Genomic DNA, 12745 nt, shown 5'->3' with positions numbered 1-12745 from the left:
TCCTTTCCGCCGTGGAAAACCCCTTGTATGAAGGGATGATCCTGGAAAGACAGCAGAAACAGTGTAAAATACAACAGCTCCCGTGGTCCGGCGGTTCCGGCAGCCACGGGAGCTGTTTTTTTGTTTTTTGCAGATGGGATTTTGGGGGCGGCGGTCACAGAAGCTGAGAACTGGCGGAGAATCTTTTTCCCACCAGGATACCGGAGATTCTGTCCTGTTATTTTCTGCCCTTGATTTTGTCCCAATAAGCCTTGGCAGCCTGTTCCAGCTTGTTTTCCCCATACTGGTAATAGACCCGGTCCTTCAGCTCATCGGGCAGATATTGCTGAGCGACCCAATGACCGGGATAATCATGGGGATACAGGTAATGCTGTCCCCGCTCCTTGGCATCCGCTCCGTCAAAATGCTTGTTTTGCAGCTGCCGTGGAAAGGGGCCGCACCGTCCCGCCTGAATGTCCTGGGAGGCGGCGGCAATGGCCAGATAGGCGGAATTGGATTTGGGCTGGGTGGCCAGGAATATCGCCGCCTCAGCCAGGGGAATACGGGCCTCCGGCAGACCGATTTGGAGGGCGGTATCCACACAGGCTTTGACGATGGGCATGGCCATGGGATAGGCAAGGCCGATGTCCTCCGCCGCGATCACCAACAGCCTGCGGCAGGGGGAGAGAAGATCCCCAGCCTCCAGCAGACGGGCCAGGTAATAGACGGCGGCGTTTTCGTCGGAGCCCCGGATGGACTTTTGCAGGGCGGAAAGGAGATCGTAATGCTCATCCCCCTCCCGGTCATACCGCATGGCGCTCCGCTGGGCCACCTGGGAAGCATCGTCCAGGGTGACACGGCCGTTTCCCGCGCTGCCGGCTGCGGCCAGCCAAACCGTCTCCAGGGCGCTCACAGCCTTGCGGACATCCCCGCCACAGCTGCCGGCGATCTGCTCCAGTACCCCCTCCTCCAGCTCTACGGACCGCTCCTCCGTCAGCACTTTCCAGGCCCGCTCCAATGCCCGGCGGATCTCCCCGGCGCTTACTGCCTTGAACTCAAAAACGGTGCTGCGGCTGAGAACCGCGCTGTAAATGGTAAAGTAAGGATTCTCGGTGGTGGAGGCGATGAGGGTGATGGAGCCATCCTCCATGAACTCCAAAAGCGTCTGCTGCTGTTTTTTGTTCAGGTATTGGATCTCATCCAAATACAGCAAAATGCCATTCATGCCGGAAAAGCCGTCCAGCTCCCCAATAAGGGCCTTGATATCCCCGGTGGAGGCGGTGGTGCCGTTGAGACGGACCATCTTTTTGTTCGCCCCGGCGGCGATGATCCGGGCGGCTGTGGTCTTGCCCACCCCGGGAGGACCATAAAAAATCATATTGGGCAGAGTTCCGGATGCCGCCACCCGCCGCAGCAGTCCGCCGGGACCCAGCAGATGCTCCTGTCCCACCATTTCATCCAGTGTTTTGGGTCTTAACCGTTGAGCCAAAGGCGCAGCCATTGTTTCCTCCCTTTCTCAAAAACAGCACCACGGAAAACCGTGATGCTCAAACTGCGGAAAACCTATTGGGGAAAGATGCGTAAGATTAAAATCATAAAATCATCTCCCGCACCCACAGGGCAGGGAAACGGGGGGATACGCCGCTGATTGTGTGATCAACCGACGGCGTATCCCGGTGTATGGTTCCTTGCAAGTGTGCCGGAACCTTCCGGCACACTCATTTTCACGGAGAAGCATGACGCTGCTTCTGTCTGTTTTTGCCTGGAAAAATCAACGGATTTCCATATGGCAATAGGGGCAGCGGGACCCGGCATGGAGGCGGAACCGGGTATCCAGCCGTCTTTTGCACAGGGGGCAGCGGAAAAAGTTCAGCTCCAGGATAAAGGCTCCTGCCAGCATGGCCAGTCCCGCGATAATGTGGCCCACCGCCGCCAGAAAAATGCCGATGAACACGGCGATGGTGCACAAAATGCGAATTTGCTTGAGTTGTTTCATGCTTTTGACACTTCCTTATTCATAAAGAGGATACCGGGCGCACAGAGCGTTGACCCGCTGCCGGATCTCCTCCGCCTTGCCCTCAAAATCGGTGGCGGCGTCATAGATGCACCGGGCAATGACCGCCATATCCTCCTCCACCAAACCTCTGGTAGTGACGGCGGGGGTACCCACCCGGATGCCGCTGGTGATGAAGGGGCTCTGGGGATCGTTGGGGATGGCATTCTTGTTGACAGTGATGTACACCTCGTCCAGGCGATGCTCCAGCTCCTTGCCGGTGACACCCAGGTTCCGCAGATCCAGCAGGATCAGGTGGTTGTCGGTGCCGCCGGAAACCATGGTGATGCCCAGTTCACGGAACGCATTTTCCAGAGCCTTGGCGTTGCGGATGATCTGCCGCTGGTAGTCCTTGAACTCCGGTTTGAGATCCTCCCCGAAGCAGACTGCTTTGGCGGCGATGATGTGCTCCAGAGGACCGCCCTGGGTGCCGGGGAAAATAGCCTTGTCGATCTGCTTGGCCAGTTCCGCCTTGCACAGGATCATGCCGCCCCGGGGGCCACGGAGAGTCTTGTGGGTGGTGGTGGTGACCACGTCTGCGTAGGGAATTGGGCTCATGTGGAGGCCTGCCGCCACCAGACCGGCAATATGGGCCATATCCACCATAAAGTAGGCGCCCACTTCCTTGGCGATTTCCCCGATAGTCTTGAAGTCGATCTCCCGGGGATAGGCGCTGGCACCCGCCACGATCAGCTTGGGTTTGCACTCATGGGCCTTCTGCCGCAGGGCGTCATAATCAATGGTGCCGGTTTCCTCGCTGACGCCGTAGGGAACGAAGTGATAATATTTGCCCGACAGGTTCACCGGAGAGCCGTGGGTGAGATGCCCGCCGTCCGCCAGGCTCATGCCCAGCACCGTATCTCCCGCCTCAAGCAGGGCGAAATAAACCGCCAGATTGGCCTGAGCTCCGGAATGGGGCTGCACATTGGCGTGCTCGGCGCCGAAGAGCTTTTTGGCACGCTCCCGGGCGATATTTTCCACGATGTCCACCTTTTCGCAGCCGCCGTAGTACCGCTTGGAGGGATAGCCTTCAGCATATTTGTTGGTCAGGACGGTTCCCATAGCCGCCATCACCGCCGGAGAAACAATGTTTTCCGAAGCGATCAGCTCCAGATTCCGTCTCTGCCGGGCCAGTTCCTCCTTCATAGCCTCGCCCACCTCGGGATCAAAGCCGCTGACAAAGCCAATGGTATCCATCATTTCCTGAAACATCATCAAAACCCCTTTCCTCAGCCCTTGGGCCCTTGCCATCCCCTCATTCCCCCGGGGAAGAGGGTTATTAACATTCATTATACCGTTTCCCTTTCCTGGATGCAACTGAAATTCCATAATGCTCCTGAAAAGCCCCCTGAAGAAACTTTCCCTCTCCGAATGGGGCCGTCACAATTTGTTTACTTGACATAGTCATGGAAATGCGGTATATCTTAGGTGAAATCATTCACATCCAGAAAAAGAAAGGAGTTTTTCAGATGAAATACGCTGTTTTATATCACAGCCACACCGGCAATACCGAAGCGGTGGCAAAGGCAATCGCGGGGGCCTTGCCGGAAGGGCAGAGCCGTTTGGAAGCGATCACATCCGAGACCGCGGTGCCGGAAGAAGATTTTGTTTTCGTCGGCTTCTGGACGGATAAGGGTACCGCGTCCCCTGTTGTGGCGCAGCTCCTTTCCAGATTCCACGGCAAGAAGGTTGCTTTCTTTGGTACAGCGGGTATGGGCGGCAGTCAGCCCTATTTTCAGGGTATCGTAGAGCGGGCCTCCCAGGTGCTTCCCGGCGACAATGAAAAAGCCGATTGGTTTTTCTGCCAGGGAAAGATGCCCGCTCCTATACGGGCACGGTATGAGGCTGCTCTGGAAAAGGACCCCAACGACCAGCGGATGCGCTTTGCCCTGGAAAACTTTGACCGGGCGCTGAGCCATCCTGACCCAAAGGATCTGGAGGATGCCGCAGCCTTTGCCCGCCGGGTGATCCGGGAATAACAGCTTTTCCAGGGACGAAATCCTTGTTTCCTTTTATAATAAGGAGAGATCAAGATGATGTCATTGATATTTTTCCTCAGGATAGGCAGCCTGTAAGGGAATCGGTTCCCCATCCTCTTATGGGCTGCCCGTCAAAATGGGGAGTGCATCACATTGAACAGAGACCGAAGCTATTATCGCAGACAAAGGCAGCGGACCATCAAACGAAAGAAACATCTCCTTTTGGAAATCGGAGGACAGCAGTATCTGGAGGGCTGGACAGGAGGAGTTCCCGGGCGTTTGGCCAAAGGGAAGATTCATTGCTCCTGTCCCCTGTGCAGACTGAAGTTTCAGGACCAGCCTTCCCACCGGGACAGAAAACGGATGGAAAGGATTCGCTGGAGTGCTGCGGAGCAGCAGACGCCGGAACGGTTCTTAACAGCAGGATCTGGGAACAAGAAGGAAAGGTGAAGAGATGGAGTTTTACATCGCGCTGCTGCGGGGTGTTAATGTGGGCGGAAAGAATCCGGTACCCATGGCGCAGCTGAAAACAGCCCTTGAGGAACGAGGTTTTTCCCATGTCAGCACCTACATCAACAGCGGAAATATCCTTTTCGCTTCGCCCCGGCAGGATGTGATCCAGCTTCAAAACTGCTGCAGGCAGGTGATCCTGGATCGGTTCGGCCTGGATATCGCTGTTGCGATTTTGTCGGCAGAGGACTATCAGCGGGCTTTTTCTCAGACGCCGTCCTGGTGGAACCAGGATCCACAGTCCAAACATATGGCCATCTTTGTCATTGCGCCGGAACAGGCGGACCGACTGGCACAACAGGTGGGGCTGCGTCCGGAATATGAGCAGTTGTCTTACAGCGGTTCCGTAATTTTCTGGTCGGCACCAAAGGCCACCTTTTCAAAGACCAAGTGGTCCAAAGTGGCGATGAGCACCAAATACGGCAATATTACGGTACGCAATGCCAATACCGCCAACAAACTGCTGCTGTTGTCCAGACAGCTTCAGGAATAAAAAAATAATCCGGCAGTTTTCTGCTCCAAGAAAGAGGGTCCCCTGACAGTTTGTCAGGAGACCCTCTTTAGGCTGTGGAAAAGTCTGCTTCAATAGAAAAATAAAATTCAAAATCATAAAAACCAAGACATACGCCTGATTTTCCCTGTCCACTGGAGTGCGGAAACCAGAGCGATGGCATCCCCTTTTTCTGATACTAAAAAAACTATGAAACAAACTGAGAACAGACAACTGCTATCCAGTCTAGGACCGTAGAAAACGTCCGCTCCCGCCTGATGGACCGGGAAAACGGAGACTGCGGTCAGTCTCATTTGGATGCTGGTAATGCTGCCCGAAAAATCTGTATCTTTGCCGGAAGTGTATCTGAACTTTTGGGGGGCATTCAGGCCGGGAAGCAGTTTTCCTGCCTTTCTTTTCCCAAAAGCTTTTAACGCAGCAGATGGATATGTCCCGCCTGGTCCAGATGAATGAGCAGCGTCAGGGTGATGGGGGCCAGAATCAATCCGCCGAAGCCTCCCAGCCGCAGTCCCAGATACATGGACAGGATGGTTGCCAGAGGATGCAGACCAATGCGGTTGCCCAGCAGCTTTGGTTCCAGAATCGTACGCACCACAGTGATGACGCCATAAAGAATGAGGATACCCGCCCCCAGGGGTCCCTGGCCGGTGAGAAGCAGATAGATTCCCCAGGGGACCAGCACACTGCCGCTGCCCAGAATGGGAAGGATATCTACAGCCGCTACCAGCAGGCCCATTACCGCGAAGTATTCCACCCGCAGCAGCCAAAGACCAAAGGCGGTTTCGGCAAAGGTAAGAAGCATCAGCAAAAAGTAGGCCTCTACCACCCGCCGGCCAGTATCCAGCAGGTAAACTTTGGATTCCAATACCGTTTTTTGAGCCGAACGGGGCAGCTGCCGCAGCAGGAAGGAGGAGACCTGCTGATAATCCATCAGGAAAAAGAAAGAGGAGAGGACGGCAAAGGAGAGGGCCAGCAGAAAAGCGGGAAGATGACCGGCGAAATCCGCCCCCTGGCGCAGGGCTGCAGTGGAAAGAGCGGAGACGCCGTCTCCGGCCAGTTGGGTCAGCCGGCCATACAGCTGGTCCATCTGCTGGGAAGCGGCAGGGAAGAAGCGCTGGAGCCAGCCCATGCACTGATCCCCCAGGCGTGTGACCCCCGGATGGATGTCTTCGGCGAATAACTCCGGAAGCCGGGTGAAGAGAGCGGCCCCCTGAGCGAACAGAAGAAAACCCAGATTCCAAAGCAGCATCCCAAAAACAGCGTAAAACAACAGGCAGGCAGTGGCCGCCGAGGCTTTCCAGTTCATCCGGGTCAGGTTTCGGATGCCTCTGGCGGCGGGACGCAGCGCTACGGCGATGAATCCCCCCACCAGAAAAGGCCACAGACAGGGCAGTACCCAGTGAAAAAGCACCCACACCAAAATCCCGGCTGCGGCGGCGCAGGCAAAAAATTTGAGAAAACGTTCCTGCATCAGATCGCCCTCCTTTTTTGAATTCCCTCTTTCTTTTATACGGCAAAATCCTTTCCGCCATACCCGGAAAAATTTGCAGTGCCGCTTTCAGGTGGAACAGGGAAAAGCTATCCGGAGAAAAAACAAAAAATAACAGGGATTGTTGATGAATTTCGTCATTTCTCCCATTGAGGTGATAGGGCGCAGCATGGTACTATTGTACTCACAGCGATGACAACTGTCCTTGCCTCGCCTTCCAGAAGCCAGTTTCCGGTGGGGCAATGATGCTTTTTGGAAAGGTGGATGAAGAATGAATCAGCCACGGATGCTGCTGGTGGATGCAAGCGTTCTGCCCAGTGTGTTTGAAAAAGTGGTGGAAGCCAAGCGCCTGCTGGCGGTAGGCAAGGTGCGCAATCTCTCGGAGGCCGCCAAAGCCGCAGGAATCTCCCGCAGCGCTTTGTATAAGTATAAGGATTATGTTTTTATGCACAATGAGAACATCGACGAGAATGTGGTGACCATGAATACCAATCTGGTGGACCGCCCCGGTGTTCTCTCTTCTTTGATCAATGAGCTCTCTCTTTTAGGAGCCAATATTCTCACCGTCAACCAGAATATTCCGGTGGATGGAGTGGCTCCTGTGTCCATCTCCGCCCGGCTGGGTAAGGAGACCCAGGTTTCCCAGATGGTCAGCCGTCTGGAATCCCTGGACGGTGTGGTGGAGGTTCGTATCCTCACCACCCGCTGATGGAGGAAAGGAGCGCTGTAAACGATGAAAATCGCAATTTTGGGCCATGGGGTGGTAGGCTCCGGCGTGGTGGAAGTGCTGACGACCAACCGCTCCGGTATTGAGAAAAAAGCCGGCTGCCCGGTGGAGATCAAGTATATTCTGGATCGGAAGGACTTTCCGGACCTTCCTTATTCCCATCTTTTTGTCAAGGATTTTGAGGTGATCGCCGCGGACCCGGAAGTGGATGTGGTGGTGGAGGTGATGGGCGGTGTGGAGCCGGCCTTTACCTTTGTCAGCCGCAGCCTGTCCGCCGGCAAAAACGTGGTTACCTCCAACAAGGAGCTGGTGGCCGCCAAGGGAGCGGAGCTCCTTGCTCTGGCCGCCCGGCACAATGTCAACTTCCTCTTTGAGGCCAGCGTGGGCGGCGGTATCCCCATCATCAAGCCCCTGCACCTTTGCCTGGGAGCCAATGAGATCACCGCCATCGCCGGTATCCTCAACGGTACCACCAACTTCATCCTGACCAAGATGATCCGGGGAAAAATGGCTTTTGAAGAGGCGCTGGCACTGGCCCAGCAGCTGGGCTACGCAGAGCGGGATCCCTCCGCTGATGTGGAGGGCCATGACGCTTGCCGCAAGATTTGCATCCTGGCCTCCCTGGCCTTCGGCAGCCATATTTATCCCCAGTGGGTCCACACCGAGGGAATCACCGCCATCACCCCCGATGATGTGGCTTGTGCCGCAGCCTGGGGCGGGGCGATCAAGCTCATTGGTCAGGCCCGCCTGCTGGAGGACGATAAGCTGGCCATTCTGGTGTCCCCGGCGCTGGTGTCCCGGGACAGTCAGCTTTCCACCGTGGATGATGTATACAACGGCATCCTGGTACGGGGCAATGCCACCGGTGATGTGATGTTTTATGGCAAGGGGGCGGGCAAGCTGCCCACCGCTTCCGCTGTGGTATCGGATATCATCGATGCCATCCGGGCGGAAGGAACCATCCATACCCTCCAGTGGAAGGATGGGGACGGCAGCCGCCTGGAGCCCTTTGAGGAGTGCCCGGTTTCCGCTCTGGTGCGGCTGGAAAGCAGTAATCAGGCCACAGCCAAGTTCCATGTTCTCTTTGGAGAGGCTGTTTCCGTCACTGCCCCCAAGGGTCAGGTGGCCTTTATCACTCCCCGCACCACCGAAGGGGAGCTGGCCCGGAAGCTGGATGCCCTCCGGGAGAACGATGTGAAGGTCCTGGGCATGGTTCGGGTTCTGGAAGAGTAAGAAACGCCTTTGAAACGGCGGCTCAGCCAGCTTTGACCGCATTTACCAGGTGTGAAGCGGAGCATTCAGAATATGGAAAAATTCCCGGAGCTTTCCCCGCTCCACTGACAGCGGGTGGCTCCAAAGCCCTCAACAAGGAGAAGATTTGCAATGATACAGATCAAGGTCCCCGCCACCAGCGCCAATATCGGTTCCGGCTTCGATTCCCTGGGGCTGGCGGTGCGGATGTACAATACTGTGGAGATGGAACTGTGGGACGGGGTGCTGGTAGAGGCCCTGGACAGCGCACCCATCCCAACCGACGAGCATAATCTGATATATAAGACCGCGAAATATCTCTTCGACCTGTGCGGGAAACCGCTGCCCGGACTGCATATCCGGCAGGAAAATGTGATTCCCATGGCCAGAGGCCTGGGCTCCAGCTCCGCCTGCATTGTGGCGGGACTGACCGGCGCCAATCTCCTGATGGGTGAGCCTCTGACCAGGGAGGATATCATCAATATGGCAGCGACGATGGAGGGCCATCCGGATAACTCCACGCCGGCTATCCTGGGAGGACAGGTCACCGCCGCCATCGAAAACGGCAAGGTGTTCTACTGCCGCCAGGAGCTGAAGGATGATCTGCGCTTTGCCGCCATCATCCCGGACAGTGAGCTGAAAACCAGTCAGGCCCGGGCAGCGCTGCCCAAGGAGGTCACCCATAAGGAAGCGGTCTTTAACCTTTCCCGTTCCGCCCTGATGGCGGTAAGCCTTGCCACCGGCAAGTATGAAAATCTTCGGGTGGCCTCTCAGGACCGGCTCCATCAGCCCTATCGCCTTCCGCTGATCCCAGGCGCACGGCAGGTGATGGATTGCGCGTTGGAGTTTGGAGCCTTATGTGTGTACATCAGCGGCGCCGGTTCCACTCTGATGGCCCTGGTGCCCGCCCAGAACGACAGCTTTTTCCGCCATCTGCGGTGCTATCTGGATACCGCGGGGCTGGCCGCCTGGCGGCTGGAGCTTCTGGAGCCGGACAACACCGGCACCGTTGTGGAGGTCCGGCCCTGACCGCCTCCCGCTGACAGTAGCCGCCGCGGCCCCGGCGGTTTGACATTCTCAACAGAACAATGGAGGGAACAAGATGAGCCTGATCGTGCAGAAGTTCGGCGGTTCTTCCGTAGCCAATGCCGAACGGATCATGAACGTTGCAAACATCATCACCGAGACCTATGCCAAAGGCAATAATGTGGTGGTTGTGGTTTCCGCCCAGGGAGACACCACTGACGACCTGATTGAAAAGGCCAAGGAAATCAATGAAAAGCCGTCCAAGCGGGAAATGGATGTTCTCCTTTCCACCGGAGAGCAGATCTCCATTGCGCTGCTGGCGATGGCCATTGAAAAGCTGGGATATCCCGTCAAATCCCTCACCGGCTGGCAGGCGGGCTTTGTTACCGATTCCACCCACGGCAGCAGCCGTATCCGCCGCATCGACAAGGAGCGGCTGAACAATGAGCTGGATAAGGGCAATATCATTATTGTGGCCGGCTTCCAGGGAATCAACCGCTATGACGATATCACCACTCTGGGACGGGGTGGCTCGGATACCAGCGCGGTGGCGTTGGCGGCGGTGCTCCACGCGGATCTCTGCCAGATCTATACCGATGTGGACGGTGTCTATACTTCCGACCCCCGCATCGTTCCCAACGCCCGGAAGCTGGATGTCATTTCCTTCGATGAGATGCTGGAGCTGTCCAGCCTGGGAGCTCAGGTGCTTCATACCCGCAGCGTGGAGATGGCAAAAAAATATAACGTGAATCTTGAGGTGCTTTCCAGCCTGACGCGGAAGCCCGGAACGGTAATCAAGGAGGTCGTTGACGTGGAAAAGATGCTCATCAAAGGTGTTGCGAAGGATAATAATGTGGCCCGCCTGTCCATTATCGGCGTGCAGGATATTCCCGGTATCGCTTTTAAGATTTTCTCCTCGCTGGCGGCAAAGAAAATCAACGTGGACATCATCCTTCAGTCGGTGGGCCGCAACAACACCAAGGATATCGCCTTTACCGTGGCGGCAGACCAGATGGATGAGGCCCTGGAAGTGCTGGATGACCTGAAAAAGGTGATGAATGCCAAGGAAATCGTCTATGATGACAACATTTCCAAAGTGTCCATCGTCGGCGCCGGTATGGCTACCAATCCCGGTGTGGCGGCCAAGATGTTTGAGGCTTTGGCTGACGCAGGCATCAACATCCACATGATCTCTACCAGCGAGATCAAAATTTCGGTTCTGATCAATAAGGAAGACTGCAACCGTGCGGTCAACGCCATCCATGACGCTTTTATTGTGTGAGACCTGTCACATATCCCGCAGCCTGCTCTGTTCTGCCGCTGCGGGGAAGAGCAGCCTTTATTCCTCAATAGCCAAATGGATGGGAATTTCTTCGGCCAGACCAATAAGCTCAAAGAAATAATTGCTTTGATGTGAATTGGATGATGGTAAAAAGAAAATTGTTTTTCATAAGTCTATCAGTATACAGGCCCTTGATGCTTTCAGGCATTGGGGGCCTTTTGCTGTAAATGAAAGGATTTCGGAAGAAAGGTGCTTTGGGGAAAGGGTGTACAAAAGCAGTAAAGCTTGCTTTAAACACAGAAATGGGTGCGAAAATTCCTTGAAAAGAGAAAAAAGGAAAGTTTTTTCCGCTTCCCGCATAAACTGGAGCGAGACAGCCGGAAAAGGGGGCGAGCAAGGCAATGGCCTATTCGGATGAAGAGCTGTTGGCACGGCTGATTCAGTGCGAGGCCGGAGGAGAAGGCGACACCGGTATGAAAGCAGTGGCCTCAGTGGTGATGAACCGTGTGGAGGCCAGCGAGGGGGAATATGCCCGGGTGGGGCAGGGAAGCATCCGACGCATCATCTTCCAGCAGGGGCAGTTCACCTGTGCCATGGAGACGGTGGGAGGAAAATACAATCCTCAAAATATCTACAATATGCGCCCTGAGGAGATCCACTATGAGATCGCTCAATGGGCCATGGCTGGAAACCGGGTCACCGGACTGGGCAGGGCGCTGTGGTTCTTTAATCCCTACCAGCCCACCTGCCGGCAGAACTTCCCCAGTGAAGTGGGTGTGTTCACCACCAGGATCGGGGACCATTGCTTTTATGACCCCACTCCCGCCTACAATGATACATAAGGAGGCAGCACCATGGAAGAAGAAGTGAGAATGCCGGGAGTACAGTCTCCCATGCAGACAGATCCAAACCCTCAGAATGTCAACCCCAGAACGCTGACGCCGGTCAATCAGGAACTGTCAGGAGATAACAGTGAGGTTTCCACAGGTACCTTCCAGGAAATTTTGGCCGAAGGTGTGGGAAGCTTCGTTTCCTGTGAATTCCTCATCGGCACCCAGGTGATCGTAGCCCGGGAGGGAATTTTGAGCAAGGTGGGGGTAAGCTATTTCATTCTTTATGATGAACAGTATGAAACCTCCCTGATGTGTGATATGTATTCCCTGAAATTCGTTACCTTCTATAAGCCGGGCCGCCGCCGCAATATCCCCGGTACGGCGGCTACTACTCCCTATGGAACACCCTATCAGCCCCCCTATACCTACCTGGGCAGAAACAACATGAGCGCTGCCGGAAATTTCAGCGGTCCAGGCAGCCGGAACAACAATAATTACAACAATAATCGCTGACAGAAAAAACCCGCGGCGGAATGTGATTCCTGACCGCGGGTCTTTTACGTCAACGATTTTTCAGCCGTACATCATACAGCTGGAAGAAATCCGGCTGGGTGGGGACAAACATACATCCCCGGCGCATATGATCATACTCCTCACGGGAAATGAATTTGGCGTCCACTACTTCATCGGGACGCAGCTTCAGGTCGTACAGCCGCAGCCGTCCCTGGAAAAACCAGCTGTCCAGAAAATCCCGGTCCCGACGCACACTGTCAATCAGGATGCCATGGGCAGGGTCAAGCTCCAGTCCCACTTCCTCCCGGACCTCCCGCACCGCTGCCTGAAGGCTGGTCTCCCCAGCCAGGACAGAGCCGCCGGTGGTTTCCCAGAACAGCCCCCAAGGCTTATTTTGAGCCCGCTGGGTGACCAGGATCTCTCCCTTTTCGTTCATCAGCCAGATGTGTACCACCAGATGATAGTCCCCAATGACCAGACGGCCCCGGGGTTCCACCCGTCCGGTAGGGTTGCGGTCACTGTCGTAGATATCCCAAAGTTCTGTTGTCTGTGCCATGCTTTGTTCTCCATTTCCGCCGCGAGATAGCGGCTT

General features: G+C 55.6%; 14 protein-coding genes. 9 read left to right on the top strand and 5 right to left on the bottom strand.

The genetic code is table 11. The features are described 5' to 3' along the window. Positions 1 to 217 precede the first annotated feature (217 nt). From BQ5383_RS01560 to BQ5383_RS01550, 3 genes are all read right to left on the bottom strand, one after another. Positions 218 to 1480: a replication-associated recombination protein A gene (locus BQ5383_RS01560; protein ID WP_071429057.1), complete on the bottom strand. Its 1263-nt coding sequence runs from the start codon at positions 1478 to 1480 to the stop codon at positions 218 to 220. A 270-nt stretch (positions 1481 to 1750) separates the two neighbouring features. Beyond that, positions 1751 to 1975, bottom strand: a complete 225-nt coding sequence (locus BQ5383_RS01555; protein WP_071429056.1) for a hypothetical protein — start codon at positions 1973 to 1975, stop codon at positions 1751 to 1753. Positions 1976 to 1990: 15 nt separating this feature from the next. Further along, a complete protein-coding gene (locus BQ5383_RS01550) occupies positions 1991 to 3244 on the bottom strand; it encodes a serine hydroxymethyltransferase (RefSeq protein ID WP_071429055.1) in 1254 nt (417 codons plus the stop codon). A gap of 257 nt (positions 3245 to 3501) precedes the next feature. Here BQ5383_RS01550 and bilS point away from each other — a divergent pair, with 257 nt between their 5' ends. The 3 genes from bilS to BQ5383_RS01535 all read left to right on the top strand — a co-directional run bounded on the left by bilS (position 3502) and on the right by BQ5383_RS01535 (position 5014). Then, the gene (bilS, locus tag BQ5383_RS01545) at positions 3502 to 4011 is read left to right on the top strand and encodes a flavodoxin family protein BilS (protein WP_071429881.1); all 510 of its coding nucleotides are present in this window, start codon (positions 3502 to 3504) and stop codon (positions 4009 to 4011) included. A 153-nt stretch (positions 4012 to 4164) separates the two neighbouring features. Next, positions 4165 to 4461: a hypothetical protein gene (locus BQ5383_RS01540; protein WP_071429054.1), complete on the top strand. Its 297-nt coding sequence runs from the start codon at positions 4165 to 4167 to the stop codon at positions 4459 to 4461. 4 nt (positions 4462 to 4465) lie between these two features. Beyond that, entirely contained in the window at positions 4466 to 5014 is a 549-nt protein-coding gene (locus BQ5383_RS01535) for a DUF1697 domain-containing protein (RefSeq protein ID WP_071429053.1), read from the top strand. Positions 5015 to 5441: 427 nt separating this feature from the next. On the opposite strand, the gene ytvI is transcribed toward BQ5383_RS01535, so the two are convergent. Continuing rightward, positions 5442 to 6503, bottom strand: coding sequence for a sporulation integral membrane protein YtvI (ytvI, locus tag BQ5383_RS01530; RefSeq protein ID WP_071429052.1), 1062 nt, complete (start codon positions 6501 to 6503; stop codon positions 5442 to 5444). A gap of 289 nt (positions 6504 to 6792) precedes the next feature. On the opposite strand from ytvI, the gene BQ5383_RS01525 reads away from it, so the two are divergent. The 6 genes from BQ5383_RS01525 (at position 6793) to BQ5383_RS01500 (ending at position 12153) form a co-directional block, all read left to right on the top strand. Then, the gene (locus BQ5383_RS01525) at positions 6793 to 7230 is read left to right on the top strand and encodes an ACT domain-containing protein (protein WP_071429051.1); all 438 of its coding nucleotides are present in this window, start codon (positions 6793 to 6795) and stop codon (positions 7228 to 7230) included. 24 nt (positions 7231 to 7254) lie between these two features. Further along, on the top strand, positions 7255 to 8481 hold the full coding sequence (locus BQ5383_RS01520) for a homoserine dehydrogenase (protein ID WP_071429050.1): 1227 nt from the start codon (positions 7255 to 7257) through the stop codon (positions 8479 to 8481). Positions 8482 to 8631: 150 nt separating this feature from the next. Beyond that, positions 8632 to 9528: a homoserine kinase gene (gene thrB / locus BQ5383_RS01515; protein ID WP_071429049.1), complete on the top strand. Its 897-nt coding sequence runs from the start codon at positions 8632 to 8634 to the stop codon at positions 9526 to 9528. A gap of 73 nt (positions 9529 to 9601) precedes the next feature. Continuing rightward, complete coding sequence (locus tag BQ5383_RS01510; protein WP_071429048.1) at positions 9602 to 10807, top strand: aspartate kinase; 1206 nt, start codon at positions 9602 to 9604, stop codon at positions 10805 to 10807. Positions 10808 to 11208: 401 nt separating this feature from the next. Next, positions 11209 to 11649 carry a cell wall hydrolase gene (locus tag BQ5383_RS01505; protein WP_071429047.1) on the top strand — a complete coding sequence of 147 codons (441 nt, stop codon included), beginning with the start codon at positions 11209 to 11211 and terminating at the stop codon, positions 11647 to 11649. Between the two features lie 12 nt (positions 11650 to 11661). Next, on the top strand, positions 11662 to 12153 hold the full coding sequence (locus BQ5383_RS01500) for a hypothetical protein (protein WP_071429046.1): 492 nt from the start codon (positions 11662 to 11664) through the stop codon (positions 12151 to 12153). Between the two features lie 49 nt (positions 12154 to 12202). On the opposite strand, the gene BQ5383_RS01495 is transcribed toward BQ5383_RS01500, so the two are convergent. Next, entirely contained in the window at positions 12203 to 12709 is a 507-nt protein-coding gene (locus BQ5383_RS01495; RefSeq protein WP_071429045.1) for an NUDIX hydrolase, read from the bottom strand. Between the last annotated feature and the right edge of the window lie 36 nt (positions 12710 to 12745).

The sequence above is a fragment of the Angelakisella massiliensis genome, assembly GCF_900104675.1.
Taxonomy (GTDB): Bacteria; Bacillota; Clostridia; order Oscillospirales; family Ruminococcaceae; genus Angelakisella; species Angelakisella massiliensis.
The sequence above is the reverse complement of the archived record's forward strand: the minus strand, read 5'-3'. Positions and strand labels throughout refer to the sequence as shown.

What these genes read in the sequence shown, in the direction of transcription:
- BQ5383_RS01510 (WP_071429048.1), top strand. Translation starts at nt 9,602, where the DNA reads ATGAGCCTGATCGTGCAGAAGTTCGGCGGTTCTTCCGTAGCCAATGCC.
- BQ5383_RS01505 (WP_071429047.1), top strand. Translation starts at nt 11,209, where the DNA reads ATGGCCTATTCGGATGAAGAGCTGTTGGCACGGCTGATTCAGTGCGAG.
- BQ5383_RS01560 (WP_071429057.1), bottom strand. Translation starts at nt 1,480, where the DNA reads ATGGCTGCGCCTTTGGCTCAACGGTTAAGACCCAAAACACTGGATGAA.
- ytvI (WP_071429052.1), bottom strand. Translation starts at nt 6,503, where the DNA reads ATGCAGGAACGTTTTCTCAAATTTTTTGCCTGCGCCGCCGCAGCCGGG.
- BQ5383_RS01550 (WP_071429055.1), bottom strand. Translation starts at nt 3,244, where the DNA reads ATGTTTCAGGAAATGATGGATACCATTGGCTTTGTCAGCGGCTTTGAT.
- BQ5383_RS01535 (WP_071429053.1), top strand. Translation starts at nt 4,466, where the DNA reads ATGGAGTTTTACATCGCGCTGCTGCGGGGTGTTAATGTGGGCGGAAAG.
- thrB (WP_071429049.1), top strand. Translation starts at nt 8,632, where the DNA reads ATGATACAGATCAAGGTCCCCGCCACCAGCGCCAATATCGGTTCCGGC.
- BQ5383_RS01500 (WP_071429046.1), top strand. Translation starts at nt 11,662, where the DNA reads ATGGAAGAAGAAGTGAGAATGCCGGGAGTACAGTCTCCCATGCAGACA.
- bilS (WP_071429881.1), top strand. Translation starts at nt 3,502, where the DNA reads ATGAAATACGCTGTTTTATATCACAGCCACACCGGCAATACCGAAGCG.
- BQ5383_RS01525 (WP_071429051.1), top strand. Translation starts at nt 6,793, where the DNA reads ATGAATCAGCCACGGATGCTGCTGGTGGATGCAAGCGTTCTGCCCAGT.
- BQ5383_RS01495 (WP_071429045.1), bottom strand. Translation starts at nt 12,709, where the DNA reads ATGGCACAGACAACAGAACTTTGGGATATCTACGACAGTGACCGCAAC.
- BQ5383_RS01520 (WP_071429050.1), top strand. Translation starts at nt 7,255, where the DNA reads ATGAAAATCGCAATTTTGGGCCATGGGGTGGTAGGCTCCGGCGTGGTG.
- BQ5383_RS01555 (WP_071429056.1), bottom strand. Translation starts at nt 1,975, where the DNA reads ATGAAACAACTCAAGCAAATTCGCATTTTGTGCACCATCGCCGTGTTC.